The 14137-nt window shown below is 70.6% G+C and carries 10 protein-coding genes; 4 read left to right on the forward strand and 6 right to left on the reverse strand.

What is annotated here, in order from left to right; genetic code table 11:
• Positions 1 to 131: 131 nt before the first annotated feature.
• Positions 132 to 923: an NUDIX hydrolase gene (locus OG490_RS20685; RefSeq protein ID WP_330297786.1), complete on the forward strand. Its 792-nt coding sequence runs from the start codon at positions 132 to 134 to the stop codon at positions 921 to 923.
• A gap of 13 nt (positions 924 to 936) precedes the next feature.
• Positions 937 to 2139: a MarP family serine protease gene (locus tag OG490_RS20690; RefSeq protein WP_330297787.1), complete on the forward strand. Its 1203-nt coding sequence runs from the start codon at positions 937 to 939 to the stop codon at positions 2137 to 2139.
• Between the two features lie 369 nt (positions 2140 to 2508).
• Here the strand turns inward: OG490_RS20690 and OG490_RS20695 are convergent, their stop codons facing one another.
• The 5 genes from OG490_RS20695 to OG490_RS20715 form a co-directional block, all read right to left on the reverse strand.
• A complete protein-coding gene (locus OG490_RS20695; protein WP_330297788.1) occupies positions 2509 to 3477 on the reverse strand; it encodes an alpha/beta fold hydrolase in 969 nt (322 codons plus the stop codon).
• Positions 3474 to 3932, reverse strand: coding sequence for a phage holin family protein (locus OG490_RS20700; RefSeq protein ID WP_330297789.1), 459 nt, complete (start codon positions 3930 to 3932; stop codon positions 3474 to 3476). The genes OG490_RS20695 and OG490_RS20700 overlap by 4 nt, the downstream gene beginning before the upstream one ends.
• Positions 3933 to 3998: 66 nt before the next feature.
• Positions 3999 to 5432 (reverse strand): Na+/H+ antiporter NhaA, encoded by a 1434-nt coding sequence (gene nhaA, locus OG490_RS20705; protein ID WP_330297790.1) that lies wholly within the window; start codon positions 5430 to 5432, stop codon positions 3999 to 4001.
• 236 nt (positions 5433 to 5668) lie between these two features.
• Positions 5669 to 7666, reverse strand: a complete 1998-nt coding sequence (acs, locus tag OG490_RS20710; RefSeq protein ID WP_330297791.1) for an acetate--CoA ligase — start codon at positions 7664 to 7666, stop codon at positions 5669 to 5671.
• 199 nt (positions 7667 to 7865) lie between these two features.
• A complete protein-coding gene (locus tag OG490_RS20715) occupies positions 7866 to 10313 on the reverse strand; it encodes a SulP family inorganic anion transporter (protein WP_330297792.1) in 2448 nt (815 codons plus the stop codon).
• A 234-nt stretch (positions 10314 to 10547) separates the two neighbouring features.
• On the opposite strand from OG490_RS20715, the gene OG490_RS20720 reads away from it, so the two are divergent.
• On the forward strand, positions 10548 to 11876 hold the full coding sequence (locus OG490_RS20720; RefSeq protein WP_330297793.1) for a hypothetical protein: 1329 nt from the start codon (positions 10548 to 10550) through the stop codon (positions 11874 to 11876).
• Here OG490_RS20720 and OG490_RS20725 read toward each other — a convergent pair.
• Positions 11830 to 12891 carry an ATP-binding protein gene (locus OG490_RS20725; protein WP_330297794.1) on the reverse strand — a complete coding sequence of 354 codons (1062 nt, stop codon included), beginning with the start codon at positions 12889 to 12891 and terminating at the stop codon, positions 11830 to 11832. The two genes, OG490_RS20720 and OG490_RS20725, sit on opposite strands and share 47 nt — an antisense overlap.
• 109 nt (positions 12892 to 13000) lie before the next feature.
• Between OG490_RS20725 and OG490_RS20730 the strand changes: the two genes are divergently transcribed.
• Positions 13001 to 13882, forward strand: a complete 882-nt coding sequence (locus tag OG490_RS20730; protein WP_330297795.1) for an oxidoreductase — start codon at positions 13001 to 13003, stop codon at positions 13880 to 13882.
• The last annotated feature ends 255 nt before the right edge of the window (positions 13883 to 14137 follow it).

Consider the following 14137-nt stretch of genomic DNA (forward strand, 5'->3'; position numbering starts at 1 on the left):
AGCGGTAGCTGGGGGAGTTTGAGGCGCGGGGTCCGGGGCGGAGCCCCGGCAGCGGAGCCGCACCCGCAAGGAACGAATCGCTACCCGCGCCGCGTTTGGCGGTGTGCGGGGGAACACGGACAGGGGTGCCCATGACGCGCGGTACGCGGGACGAGAGCGTGACGGAGGCCGCCACGCCCCCGAGGCAGGGCCAGGGCCCGCGCGAGGCCTCGTACGAGAGCCCGCGCGAGGCTCCGTACGAGGCCCAGGGCCGCGGCAGCACGGCGCTGCGCACCCAAGGCCTGCCCGCCTGGCTCGACCCCGTCGTGACGGCGGCCCGCACGGTCCGGCCGACCCAGCTGAGCCGGTTCCTGCCCCCGGAGGACGGCCGCGGCCGCCAGTCGGCCGTGCTGATCCTCTTCGGCGAAGGCCCCCGCGGCCCCGAGCTGCTGCTCATGGAGCGCGCCGGAAGCCTGCGCTCGCACCCCGGCCAGCCCTCGTTCCCCGGCGGCGCCCTGGACCCCGAGGACGGCGATCCGCACACCACCGGCCCGCTGCGCGCCGCCCTGCGCGAGGCGGAGGAGGAGACCGGCCTCGACCCGGCGGGGGTCCAGCTCTTCGGGGTGCTGCCCCGGCTCTACATCCCGGTCAGCGAGTTCGTGGTGACCCCGGTGCTGGGCTGGTGGCGGGCACCGAGCCCGGTCGGCGTCGTGGACCCGGCCGAGACCGCCCGCGTCTTCACGGTTCCCGTGGCCGATCTCACGGATCCGGCGCACCGGGTCACCGTCGTGCATCCCGGCGGCTTCCAGGGCCCGGCTTTCACCGTCGAATCGGCTCTGGTCTGGGGTTTCACCGCCGGAGTGATCGACCGGATCCTGCACTTCGCGGGCTGGGAGCTTCCCTGGGACCGGTCCCGGGAAGTCCCGCTCGACTGGAGCGCATGAGACGGTGGCCCACGTGAACGTGCTGGACATCTTGTTGCTGCTCGCCGCCGTATGGTTCGCGATCGTGGGCTACCGCCAGGGGTTCGTCGTCGGCATCCTGTCGGTGATCGGCTTCTTGGGCGGTGGTCTCCTCGCCGTGTCCCTGCTGCCCCTGATCTGGGACCGGGTCACCGACAACGGCACCCAGGTGTCCACCACGGTCGTCGTGATCGCCGTGGTCGTGATCATCATCTGTGCCTCGATCGGCCAGGCGCTGACCACGCACCTGGGCAACAGGCTCCGGCGCCACATCACCTGGTCACCGGCCCGCGCGCTCGACGCGACGGGCGGCGCCCTGGTCAATGTGGTCGCGATGCTGCTGGTGGCGTGGCTGATCGGCTCCGCGCTCGCCGGTACGTCACTTCCCACACTGGGCAAGGAAGTCCGCAACTCCAAGGTGCTCCTCGGCGTCTCGCGGGTCCTTCCCCAGCAGGCCAACAGCTGGTTCTCGGACTTCAGCTCCACCCTCGCCCGCAACGGCTTCCCGCAGGTCTTCAGCCCGTTCTCCAACGAGCCGATCACCGAGGTCAAGGCGCCCGACCCGATGCTCGCGCGCAGCCCCGTGGCCGAGCAGGCCAAGCACTCGATCGTGAAGGTGGTCGGCACCGCGCCCGCGTGCAGCAAGGTGCTCGAGGGCACCGGCTTCGTCTTCGCGCCGGGCAAGGTGATGACCAACGCACACGTGGTCGGCGGGGTCGGCGAGCCCACCGTGCAGGTCGGCGGCGAGGGCAAGCTCTACGACGGCAAGGTCGTGCTCTACGACTGGGAGCGCGACATCGCCGTCATCGACGTGCCGAAGCTGAAGGCGCCCGCGCTGGAGTTCACCGAGAAGGACGCGGCGAGCGGCAGCGACGCGATCGTCGCCGGCTTCCCTGAGAACGGCTCGTACGACATCCGCTCGGCGCGCGTGCGCGGCCGGATCAACGCCAACGGCCCGGACATCTACCACCGGGGCACCGTCCGACGGGACGTCTACTCGCTGTACGCGACGGTCCGCCAGGGCAACTCCGGCGGCCCGCTGCTGACGCCCGAGGGCAAGGTGTACGGGGTCGTCTTCGCGAAGTCCCTCGACGACCCCAACACCGGTTACGCCCTGACGGCGGACGAGATCCGCGACGACATCCGGATCGGGAAGACGTCCGACCGGCGGGTCGACAGCCAGGGCTGCGCCCTCTAGAGCTCTCCGGCGCCTTCTGGAGCCCTCGGGAGTCTCCCGAGGGCCACCCGGACACCCGGACCCGGGTCTACGTGCGCTGGTGCCTCAGTCGGGCGGAGACCCAGCGGGCCCGCCGGCGCAGGATGCGCGGAATTCCCAGTCGGGGGTCGTGGCCGCTCTGGCCGTGCCCCCTGTGCGTGCCCGGCGTACTCGTCGAGCGGCGTTCGTGTGCGGTGTCACCGTGGTCGTGCGTCCAAGCCATACTTCGAGCTGTGCCCGGGGCCCAAGGTCGGTAATCGTGTCGGGGGCGGCCAATTGGCCTATGCGCCAGGCAATTGAATGCTTGTCATACAAGTCACTCGGGGCGTGGCGCCGACCCGGCACTCCGGCTCAGCGGTCCGGCTCGGGATCCTTCAGCCAGTTGACCAGCTCGGTCGAGAAGGCCGTCGGGTCCTCCTCGTGCGGAAAGTGCCCCAGCCCGTCGAACAGCCTCCAGCGGTACGGGGCTTCGACGTACTCCCCGGACCCCGCCGCACTGCGGGTCCGCATCACCGGGTCCAGCGAACCGTGCAGGTGCAGCGTCGGCACCCGCACCGGCCGCTTCATGCGCCGGTTGAACTGCAGCCCGTCGGGCCGGGCCATGGAGCGCATCATCCAGCGGTACGGCTCGACCGAGCAGTGCGCGGTGGAGGGGATGCACATCGCCCGTCGGTAGACCTGGAGGTCCTCCTCCTCGGGCAGTCGGGGCCCGGACCAGTCCCGGATCAGTTCCCCGACGAGTGCACCGTCGTCGGCGACGAGCTGACGCTCCGGCACGAAGGGCCGCTGGAACCCCCAGATGTGCGAACTGGCGCGGGTCTGCCCGAGATCGGACAGCATCGCCGAGCGCCAGCGGCGCGGGTGCGGCATGGAGGAGACCACCAGCCGGCGCACCAGCTTGGGCCGCATCACGGCCGCCGTCCAGGCGAGGTATCCGCCCAGGTCGTGCCCCACGAGGGCGGCGTCGGGCTCGCCGAGGGACCGTACGACCCCGGTGATGTCGAGCGCCAGGTTGGCGGGGTCGTAGCCGCGCGGGGTGCGGTCGCTGCCGCCCACCCCGCGCAGGTCCATCGCGACCGCGCGGTAGCCGGCGTCGGCGAGGGCGGTCAGCTGGTGCCGCCAGGTCCACCAGAACTGCGGGAAACCGTGCAGGAGCAGCACCAACGGCCCGTCACCGACTTCGGCGACGTGGAACCGGGCCCCGTTGGCCGCGACGTCCCGGTGGAGCACCTCGCGCCCGCCGGGGATGGCGAGCCGTACCGCGGAAGCGGCGGTGGGAGGTGTGCCGGGGGTGCCGGGGTCCGCGGAGGGCGCTGTCATGAAGACGAGCGTGCCACACCCACAGCCTGGTCACTGACCGAGCGGGCGTGCGGCTTGACCGTGCCCATGAGCGTCGCGGTCTCCTTGACCGAGGCGATGGTCTTGGTCGGCGGCTTGACCTTCTTGAACTTCACCATGGCGATCAGTCCGAGCAGGCCCGCGATCAGCCAGAACGCGACGCCGACGATCAGGAAGCACCAGGCGAGTCCGAGCCCGGCCGCGTGGAGCCCGTAGGCCGCGGCGAAACTCAGTACGGGCAGGGAGAAGAGCACGAGCACGCCCGCGACGATCGCGGCGCCGCTGCCGATGCCCGCCCGCTTGACGTCCTGGCGGATCTCCACCTTGGCGAGCGCGATCTCGTCGTGCACCAGGGCGGACATCTCGGCGGTGGCCGAGGCGACCAGCTGACCGAGTGTGCGCTCGGCTCCCGGTGCCCCTTGGTCCACTGCGCTCATCGCTCTCTCCCTTTGTCGTCCGTCGGCGACGGCGGTCCTGTCGTCGCCGTCCTCCGTCAGGTCAGATCATGCCGGACGGACGCCGTCCTTGCGGGACCCGGCCGCGGCTTCGGACTCACCGGCCGCCGCCGCTTCGGCCCTGCGCAGGTGCTCGGCGGCCTTGGCCTCGTAGATCTTCGCCATCCGCAGGTGGTAGTCCGGCTTGTCCTGCTCGTAGATGTCCGGGATGCCGTCGAGGTCCTCGTCGCGCTCCTCGTCCTCGGTGAGCGCCTGGTACTTGCGGTTGCGCATCTTGAGCATGATGCCCGCGAGGATCGCGGCGATGAGCGAGCCGATCAGGACGGCGGCCTTGACCTCGTCGGTGAGGACCGGGTCCCCGGCGAAGGCGAGTTCGCCGATCAGCAGCGAGACGGTGAAGCCGATGCCGGCGAGCGAGGCGACGGCGAAGACGTCCGGCCAGGCGAGGTCCTTGTTGAGCTCGGCCTTGGTGAAGCGGGCGGCGAGCCAGGTGCCGCCGAAGATGCCGACCGTCTTGCCGACCACGAGTCCGAGGACCACGCCGAGGGTCTCGGGCCGGGTGAAGACCTGGCCGATGGACTCGTCGGAGAGGGAGACGCCGGCGGAGAAGAGCGCGAAGAGGGGGACGGCGAGACCGGCCGAGATGGGCCGTACGAGGTGCTCGATGTGCTCGCCGGGGGAGTGGTCCTCGCCGTCCTTGCGGTGGCAGCGCAGCATCAGGCCCATGGCGACACCGGCGATGGTGGAGTGGACCCCGCTGTTGTACATCAGGCCCCAGACGGCCAGTGCGAGCGGGAGGTAGATGTACCAGCCGCGGACGCCCACGCGGAGCAGGAACCAGAAGAGGACCAGGCCGGCGACCGCGCCGCCGAGTGCCAGGAAGTTGATGTCGCTGGTGAAGAACACCGCGATGATCATGATGGCGAAGAGGTCGTCGACCACGGCCAGGGTCAGCAGGAACGCGCGCAGCGCGGACGGCAGCGAGGTCCCGATGACGGCGAGGACGGCGAGCGCGAAGGCGATGTCGGTGGCGGTGGGAACCGCCCAGCCGTCGGTCGAACCGTCGCCCAGCACGTTGACCAGTACGTAGACCAGCGCGGGCACGGCCATGCCGCAGACGGCGGCGATCACCGGGAGGGCGGCCGCCTTGGCGTCGCGCAGGTCGCCCGCGACGAGCTCGCGCTTGAGCTCGATGCCGGCGACGAAGAAGAAGACGGCGAGCAGGCCGTCGGCCGCCCAGTGCTGGAGCGAGAGGTCCAGGCCGAGGGCGGAGGGGCCGATGTGGAAGGACCGGACGCTGTCGTAGCTCGCCGAGATGGCCGGGACGTTCGCCCAGATGAGGGCTGCGATCGCGGCCACGAGGAGCAGGACGCCGCCGACCGTCTCGGCGCGCAGGGCGTCGGCCACGAAGCGGCGCTCCGGCAGCGAGAGGCGGCCGAGGAACGTGCGGCTCTGGTTGTCGGTGGGGCGGGGCGCGGCCACGGGTGGCACCTCCGGGGTGGGTTGGACGGCATGACGAAACGCGTTGCCGACCAGACTTCCCGGCGCACCCTGTGGAGTAATGCTTTAAGTGCCTAACACTTTACAGGGTGTACGCAAGGGCGTATCCGGCGATCATCACTTTATGTGCGAAAGGGGCATCCGGCGCGTCGCGCCGGATGCCCCTCCTCACCGTGTCGTACCTGTCCGGCCGGGCCCTGTCCGGCCCGGCCGGCAGCTCAGTCCTCGCTGGACGCGGCAGGCAGCTTGCTCTGGATCAGGTCCATGACCGAGGAGTCCGCGAGGGTGGTGACGTCACCGACCGCACGGTTCTCGGCCACGTCGCGCAGCAGTCGCCGCATGATCTTGCCCGAGCGGGTCTTCGGCAGCTCCTGCACCGGCAGGATCCGCTTCGGCTTGGCGATCGGGCCGAGCGTCGCACCCACGTGGTTGCGCAGCTCCGCGACCAGGGTGTCCGTCTCGGAGGCGCTGCCGCGCAGGATGACGAAGGCCACGATGGCCTGGCCGGTGGTCTCGTCGGCCGCGCCCACGACGGCCGCCTCGGCGACCGAGGGGTGTGAGACGAGGGCCGACTCGACCTCGGTGGTCGAGATGTTGTGGCCGGAGACCAGCATCACGTCGTCCACGCGGCCGAGCAGCCAGATGTCGCCGTCCTCGTCCTTCTTGGCGCCGTCGCCCGCGAAGTACTTGCCCTCGAAGCGCGACCAGTAGGTGTCGATGTACCGCTGGTCGTCACCCCAGATGGTGCGCAGCATCGACGGCCACGGCTCGGTGAGGACCAGGTAGCCGCCACCGCCGTTCGGGACCTCGTTCGCCTCGTCGTCCACGACGGTGGCGGCGATGCCGGGCAGGGCGCGCTGCGCCGAACCGGGCTTGGTCTCGGTGACGCCCGGCAGCGGCGAGATCATCATCGCGCCGGTCTCCGTCTGCCACCACGTGTCCACGATCGGGCAGCGGTCGCCGCCGATGTGCTTGCGGTACCAGATCCATGCCTCGGGGTTGATCGGCTCGCCGACCGAGCCCAGGACGCGAAGGCTCGAGAGGTCGAACTTCGCGGGGATGTCGTCGCCCCACTTCATGAACGTGCGGATCGCCGTGGGCGCGGTGTAGAGGATCGTGACGCCGTACTTCTGCACGATCTCCCAGAACCGGCCCTGGTGCGGGCTGTCCGGAGTGCCCTCGTACATCACCTGGGTGGCGCCGTTCGCGAGCGGCCCGTAGACGATGTAGGAGTGCCCGGTCACCCAGCCGATGTCGGCCGTGCACCAGTAGACGTCGCTCTCCGGCTTCAGGTCGAACACCGCGTGGTGGGTGTACGAGGCCTGCGTGAGGTAGCCGCCGGAGGTGTGCAGGATGCCCTTGGGCTTACCCGTGGTCCCCGAGGTGTAGAGGATGAAGAGCGGGTGTTCGGCGTCGAAGGCCTGCGGTGCGTGCTCGGCGCTCTGCCGCTCCACGATCTCGTGCCACCAGACGTCGCGGCCCTCGGTGAAGTCGGTGTCCTGGCCGGTGCGGCGCACCACGAGGACGTGCTCGACCTGGGGGCACTTGGCGACGGCCTCGTCGATGGCGGGCTTCAGAGCGGAAGGCTTGCCGCGGCGGTAGCCGCCGTCGGCGGTGATGACCAGCTTCGCGTCGGCGTCCTGGATGCGGGAGGCCACCGCGTCGGCGGAGAAACCGCCGAAGACCACGGAGTGCGCGGCGCCGACCCGGGCGCACGCGAGCATCGCGATGACGGCCTCGGGGATCATCGGCAGGTAGACGGCGACCCGGTCGCCCGCCTGTACGCCCAGCTCGGTCAGGGCGTTGGCGGCCTTGGAGACCTCGTCCTTGAGCTCGGCGTAGGTGATCGCGCGGCTGTCGCCGGGCTCGCCCTCGAAGTGGAGGGCGACGCGGTCGCCGTTCCCGGCTTCGACGTGGCGGTCGACGCAGTTGTAGGCGACGTTCAGCTTGCCGTCCGCGAACCACTTCGCGAAGGGCGGGTTGCTCCAGTCGAGCGTTTCGGTCGGCTCGGTGTCCCAGCTCAGCCGCCGCGCCTGCTCGGCCCAGAAGCCCAGCCGGTCCGCGTCGGCCTGTGAGTACGCAGCCTCAGTGACATTGGCAGCGGCGGCCAGATCGGCGGGCGGTGCGAACCGCCGCTCCTCCTTGAGCAGATTGGCCAGGCTTTCATTGCTCACGACATCTCCCTTTCCCAGGGTGTCCGTTGTGTCCCCGGGCATAGCTCATCAGTCAATGGCCCAGGTGACAAGGGGTTGCCGGAAATTGGTGTAGACCTATTATTCCGCTGGGCCGACGCACGAGTGGCCCCTTCCCGCTGCAGGGGCGCGGAAAGGGGCCACCGAGTGGCACGGATACGGGAGGGTATCGGTTCATCCGCCCGATCGGTTCACCCGTCCGGCGGGGCACGGCGAGTTCCGGTCAGCCGCGCACCGACTCCGCGTAGACGGTGTCGAAGACCCGGCAGTCGAAGAAGTCCTCGCCGTCCGAGAGCAGGTACGCCTGGGCCTCGCCGACGTGGAAGTACATCCCGTGCAGCTCCAGCGTCCCCTCGGCGAGCCGCCGGGCCACCGATTCGTGGGCCCGTAGGTGCTCCAGCTGCTGCACCACATTGGTCAGGCACAGCTGCTCCACGGCGTCCGCCGGCAGCCGGCCCGAGATCCGGGCCCAGGCGTGATGGCGGCTGGCCATCCGCTCCAGGCTCGGCAGCCCGTGCCGCAGCCACCGCCGCAGCGGGGTCATCGGCGCGCCCGGCGAGGAGTTGAGCAGCGCCTGCATGGCCCCGCACCCCGAATGGCCGCACACCGTGATGCTGTCGACCTGGAGGACGTCCACCGCGTACTCGATGGCCGCCGCGACCGAATCGTCCGTGGACTCCGCACCCGGGAGCGGTACGAGGTTGCCGACGTTGCGGACCGTGAACAGGTCCCCGGGGCCGCTGGCCGTGATCATGCTGGTCACCAGCCGGGAGTCCGCGCAGGTGAGGAAGAGCTGCGAGGGCCGCTGCCCCTCACGGGCCAGCCGCGCCAGTTCGTCCCGTACGTGCGGGGCGGTGTCCCGCTGGAAGGCGCTGATCCCGTTGGCCAGTTGACCGGCGCCCGGTCCTGCCGACCGGCCGGAGGTCCGGCCCCCGGCCTGGCCGCTGGCCTGGTCGACGGCCGTACGGGGTGTCGTGGCCCGGTGGTCGCAGTGGTTCTGCCAGGGCGTCCAGGGCCGGCAGCAGTGGTGGCCCCCGCGCTGCTCACCCCGGTGGGCCCGCTCGGCCTGCTCGGAGCTCTGGGCCTGCTCGGCTTCGGCGATCTTGGCCCCGGACCGGCCGGTGACCTCGAGCGTGCCCCCGTGGGCCAGGTGGGAGGTCTGCCAGTCGTGGAGGGTCTCGAAGGCGGCGTGGTCGATGAAGGAGCCGTCGAGCTCGATGACCGCGTGCCCGTCGTGCGGGATCTGGTTCAGCACCCGGCTCAGCCGCGGTACCGCGAGGAAGGTCAACTGGCCGCGTGCCCACACCCGGTGGACCCCGCTGTCGAGCTGTTCGATGGTGATCCGGGTCCGGGCGAGCCGGTGCAGGGCCAGGCCCACGGCCACCGCGATGCCGATGGCGACGCCCTCCAGCACCCCGCCGAGCACCACGGCCGCGATAGTGGTCACGTAGACCAGGATCTCGCGCTGCCGGGTGACCGTGCGCAGGTGCGTGGCGCTGACCATCTGCACGCCCACCGCCAGCACGAGGGCGGCCAGCGCGGCGAGCGGGATCAGGTCGAGGACCGGGACGAGCAGCCCGGCGGCGAGCAGCACCCAGAGCCCGTGCAGCATCACCGACCGGCGGCCGGCGGCCCCGGACTTGACGTTGGCCACGCTGCGGACGGCTCCGCCCGCGACGGGCAGCCCGCCCAGTGCCCCGGAGACGATGTTCGCCATGCCCTGGCCCCGCAGTTCGCGGTTGAGGTCGGCCCGCGCGGGGCGGTTGTCCGTACTCCGCTCGGTGGCGATCAGCTTGTCGGTGGCCACCGCCGAAAGCAGCGATTCCACACTGCCGACCATGGTGATGGTCAGCACGGCGGCGATGATGCCCAGGACCGGCCCCTCGGGCAGTTCGGGGAGCGCGTGGCTGCGCCAGGACGGCAGGTCCACCCGGGGCAGGCTCAGTCCGGTGAGCGCGGCGAAGGCCGTGGCGACGGCGACGGCGGCGAGTGCGGCCGGCACCTTGCGCAGGGCCCGCCCCACCCGGCCGGGCAGCCGGGGCCAGCCGAGCAGGACGGTCAGCGTGAGCACGCTGACACCGAGTGCGGCGGGGTGGAGGTCGGCCAACTGGCCGGGCAGCCCGCGGACATTGGCCAGAGCGGAGCTCTGCGGGGTGCCGCCGAGCACGATGTGCAGCTGGGCCAGCGCGATCGTCACGCCGATGCCCGCGAGCAGGCCCTGGACGATGGCCGGGCTCACCATCAGCGCGGACCGGGCGGTCCGCAGGGCGGCGAGGCCGAGCTGGCAGCAGCCCGCGAGCACGGTGATGGCACAGGTGGTGCGCCATCCGTAGTGCTGGATCAACTCGGCGGTGACGACGGTGAGTCCGGTCGCGGGTCCGCTCACCATGAGCGGGGTCCCGCCGAGCCGCCCGGCCACGATCCCGCCGACGGCCGCGGCCACGAGCCCCGCTTGGAGCGGGGCGCCCGTGGCCAGGGCGATGCCGAGGGAGAGCGGCAGGGCGATCAGGAAGACGGCGACGGAGGCGGAGAGGTCGGCGGAGAGGGCTTCGGCGCGGAGGTCCTTGGCCCGGAGGTCCTTGGTGGGGACGTCCTTGGCCTGGACGTCCTTGCTCGGGACGTCCTCGGTGGGGTCGTTCTCGGCGGGGGCGGGGAGGGAGGTGGCTTTCATAGGTCCCGTCTCCTCGGAGGAGGGGTGAAGCGGCGGGAGTCTCAACACTCGGTAAATGAACGGTAATGGAGAGTAAAGGCCGGTGGTAGGTAATACGGGCAAACGGCCTAGGAATTAGCGCTCAAGAGTGATTAAGCATTTAGTCCGGCTTGTCACACCTTCCTAAAAACGGACCACATGGGACGTTGCGGCGCGGAAGTCCTGCGACGGAACTGCGAGGGAAGAGGTGTGCGGATGACAGCCACGAAGAAGGCCGCCAAGAAGAAGATCGCCGGCGGTGTGGTCGCCGCGGCGCTGGTCCTGGGAGCGGCCGGGTGCAGCACCTCGGAGCCCGCCCGGCAGGGGTCCCCGGGAGGTCAGGCGGCCAAGAAGGCCCCCGCCGCCCCGGAAGCCCCGGCCCCCGGCAGCGTCAAGCAGCTCATCGGCGACGGCTCGACCGCGTACACCGGGCGCCAGCCGAACGTGACGAAGCCGGAGAAGCTGAAGCCGGGCGAAAAGCCGCCGCAGTTCGTCGTCTATTCCTGGGACGGGGCCGGCGAGGACAGCCAGAAACTCTTCTCGCATTTCCGTGAGGTCGGCAAGAAGTACAACGCCCGCATGACGTACTTCCTCAGTGGCGTGTACATGCTCCCGGAGGAGAAGCGTTCCCTCTACACGGCGCCCCAGCACTCCGCGGGCCGCTCCGACATCGGCTTCGGCGACCCCCAGGGCATCAAGGACACCGCCACCCAGGTCCGCGCGGCCTGGCTGGAGGGCAACGAGATCGGCACCCACTTCAACGGCCACTTCTGCGGACCCGAGGGCGGCGTCGGCACCTGGTCCGTGGACGAGTGGAAGAGCGAGATCAACCAGGCGAAGTCGTTCGTCAAGAACTGGAAGACCAACTCGCCGGCCCTCAAGGACATGGAGGCGCTGCCGTTCGACTACGACAAGGAGATGGTCGGCGCCCGCACCCCCTGCCTCGAAGGCCAGAAGAACTTCATGCTGGCCGCGAAGGACATGGGCTTCCGGTACGACTCCAGCGGGATCAGCAAGCAGATCTGGCCGAAGAAGACCGACGGCCTCTGGGACATCCCGCTGCAGCTGGTGCCCATGCCGGGCCGCGCCTTCGAGACGCTCTCGATGGACTACAACTACCTCGTCAACCAGTCCGGTACGACCACGCAGGGAGACCCCTCCCAGCACGCGTACTGGGGCGAGCAGATGCGCGACGGCCTGCAGAAGGCCTTCGAGCGGACCTACCAGGGCAACCGCGCGCCGCTGATCATCGGCAACCACTTCGAGTCCTGGAACGGCGGCACCTACATGCACGCCGTCGAGGAGTCCATCAAGACCATGTGCACCCAGAAGGAGGTCCGCTGCGTGCCGTTCCGCGAGCTGGCGGACTGGCTGGACGCGCAGGACCCGAAGACCCTGGAGTGGATGCGCACCCTCGACGTCGGCGAGGCGCCGAAGGAGGGCTGGAACAAGTTCCTGACGGCGGGGCCGCCGGCGAAGCCGGCCGCCCCCGCCGGGGTCAAGCCGGCTGCGGAGCCGGCCGAAGCCGGTCAGAGCGAGGACTGAGCAGCCCGGCGGCCGCGGCGTCGCCGTCGCCCCCGCTGCCGGGGCCGCCCTGGTGCTCCCGTAGGACGAAACCGGGATCGACCTGTTCCGCCAGGTCGATCCCGGTCTTCGCGTTGCCCCAGCTCTCCGCGTTGCGCAGGTGGAAGTGGACCATCTGCTCCGTGTACCGCGCCCAGTCGCGCTGCGCGTAGGAGTCGTCGGCCGCGTCCTGCAGCGACTGCAGGGCCAGCCGGTTGGTGGCCTCCAGCAGCTCGAAGGCGGCCGGGCGGCCCTTCTCCATCGCCCGTACCCAGTCCGAGTGCCCGACCGTGACCAGCAGGTCGTCGCCGGCCTCGTCCTGGAGGAACTCGATGTCCTCGGGGCCCTGCACCTTGTTCCCGACCACCTTGAGCGTGATCCCGAAGTCCCGCGCGTACTCCTTGTACTGGCGGTAGACGGAGATGCCCTTGCGGGTCGGTTCGGCGACCAGGAAGGTCACGTCGAAGCGGGTGAACATGCCGGAGGCGAAGGAGTCCGAGCCGGCCGTCATGTCGACGACCACGTACTCGTCCGGCCCGTCCGCCAGGTGGTTGAGGCAGAGCTCCACCGCGCCGACCTTGGAGTGGTAGCAGGCCACCCCCAGGTCGGACTCGGTGAACGGCCCCGTGGCCATCAGCCGGACGGGCTCGCCGTCGAGCAGCAGTCTGCGCGCGCAGGCCTCGTAGACCGGGTTGTCCTCGTCGACCCGCAGCAGTCGCGAGCCGGTGCCCGGCGGGGTGGTCTTGATCATGGTGTCGGCGGACGCGATGCGCGGGTTGGACCCCCGTAGGTAGTCCTTGATGAGGGGCAGGTGCGCGCCCAGCGCGGGCAGCGCGGCCGCCTCCTCGTCGCTGAGCCCGAGCGCGGCGCCCAGGTGCTGGTTGATGTCGGCGTCCACCGCGACGACCGGAGCTTCATTGGCAGCGAGGTGGCGGATGAAAAGGGAGGACAGCGTGGTCTTGCCGCTGCCGCCCTTCCCCACGAAAGCGATCTTCATGTTCACGAAGGGTAGTGGGTTGGTGGCTTTGTGTTGTATCCCTGAGTGAAGAAGACCACTCCAAGGAGGGGTCGGTGCTATGGGGGAGCAGTGCGTAGGCTCCCTACTTATGAGTAGCGCTTCTGCTTCCGCCGCCGCGGCCTCCGGTGCGTCCAATGCCTCCGGTGCCGCATCCGCCGCCGACCCGCTCGCCCCGCTGGGTGCCCTCCCGGGCGTCGCCGAGTCGGTGGACTCCGTACGCAAGGCCGTGGACCGGGTCTACGGCCACCGGGTCATGCGCCGCCGCTCCGGGGCGATCGCCTCGGAGGCCGGGCTGCGCGGCGCGCGCGGCAGCGCGGCGCTGTCGGGAGCCGACTGGGCGCTGGAGGAGGTCCGCCGACGCAGCGACTTCAGCCTGGACCCGGAGGCCCGCACGGTGGGCGCGGCCCTGCGCCTGTCGGCCGAGGCGGGCCAGCTGCTGAGCATCTGGCGTCAGTCCCCGCTCCGGGTACTGGCGCGGCTCCACCTGGTGGCGTCGGGCTCCACGGCCGAGGGCGACGTGGTCGGCCGCCCGCGACTGGCGGGCGAACGGGTCGACGAGCCGCTCCTCGCGCGCTTCCCCGCCCCGGACGCGGAGGAGGTGGCGGGCCGGCTGGACGGACTCTCCCGCCTGATCATCGCGGGCGGCTCCGCCCCGGCACTGATCACGGCGGCGGTGGTCCACGGAGAACTGCTCGCCCTGCGCCCGTTCACCTCGTACAACGGCCTCGTGGCGCGGACGGCGGAACGGATCGTGCTGATCAACAGCGGGCTCGACCCGAAGGCGATCTGCCCGGCGGAGGTCGGCCACGCCGAACAGGGCCGGGATGCCTACCTGGAGGCCTTCGAGGGCTACGTCTCGGGGACTGCGGAGGGAATGTCGGCGTGGATCGCGCACTGCGGCCGCGCGATCGTCCTCGGAGCCCGCGAATCGACGGCGGTCTGCGAGGCGCTCCAGCGCGGCGCGGCCTGAGGTCTTAGGCCTGAGGTCTCAGACCAGAGGCCGGCCGGACATGGGTTGCGGCGACACCCGTACTGCTCTGGTGTCGCCGCTGGCATTTACGCCCAGTTACCAAGCGTCCTCGAAAATTGCCCATCAGGTCGGGAACTTTGCCCGTCACCTGGTGCGGCTGGCCCGTAATCGACGGGTCGACGTCGCGTGGGTGCTCGGCGTTCATGCTTCGGTCCGTGGGCCTTACTGCGTTTGAAAGATGATCCTCTCGGATGT

The organism is Streptomyces sp. NBC_00503 (genome assembly GCF_036346895.1).
GTDB lineage: Bacteria > Actinomycetota > Actinomycetes > Streptomycetales > Streptomycetaceae > Streptomyces.

Excerpts from the sequence above, each read along its gene's own strand:
- OG490_RS20695 (WP_330297788.1), bottom strand. The coding sequence starts at position 3,477 with ATGACAGCGCCCTCCGCGGACCCCGGCACCCCCGGCACACCTCCCACC.
- acs (WP_330297791.1), bottom strand. The coding sequence starts at position 7,666 with ATGCCCGGGGACACAACGGACACCCTGGGAAAGGGAGATGTCGTGAGC.
- OG490_RS20725 (WP_330297794.1), bottom strand. The coding sequence starts at position 12,891 with ATGAAGATCGCTTTCGTGGGGAAGGGCGGCAGCGGCAAGACCACGCTG.
- OG490_RS20730 (WP_330297795.1), top strand. The coding sequence starts at position 13,001 with ATGAGTAGCGCTTCTGCTTCCGCCGCCGCGGCCTCCGGTGCGTCCAAT.
- OG490_RS20685 (WP_330297786.1), top strand. The coding sequence starts at position 132 with ATGACGCGCGGTACGCGGGACGAGAGCGTGACGGAGGCCGCCACGCCC.
- OG490_RS20700 (WP_330297789.1), bottom strand. The coding sequence starts at position 3,932 with ATGAGCGCAGTGGACCAAGGGGCACCGGGAGCCGAGCGCACACTCGGT.
- OG490_RS20720 (WP_330297793.1), top strand. The coding sequence starts at position 10,548 with ATGACAGCCACGAAGAAGGCCGCCAAGAAGAAGATCGCCGGCGGTGTG.
- OG490_RS20715 (WP_330297792.1), bottom strand. The coding sequence starts at position 10,313 with ATGAAAGCCACCTCCCTCCCCGCCCCCGCCGAGAACGACCCCACCGAG.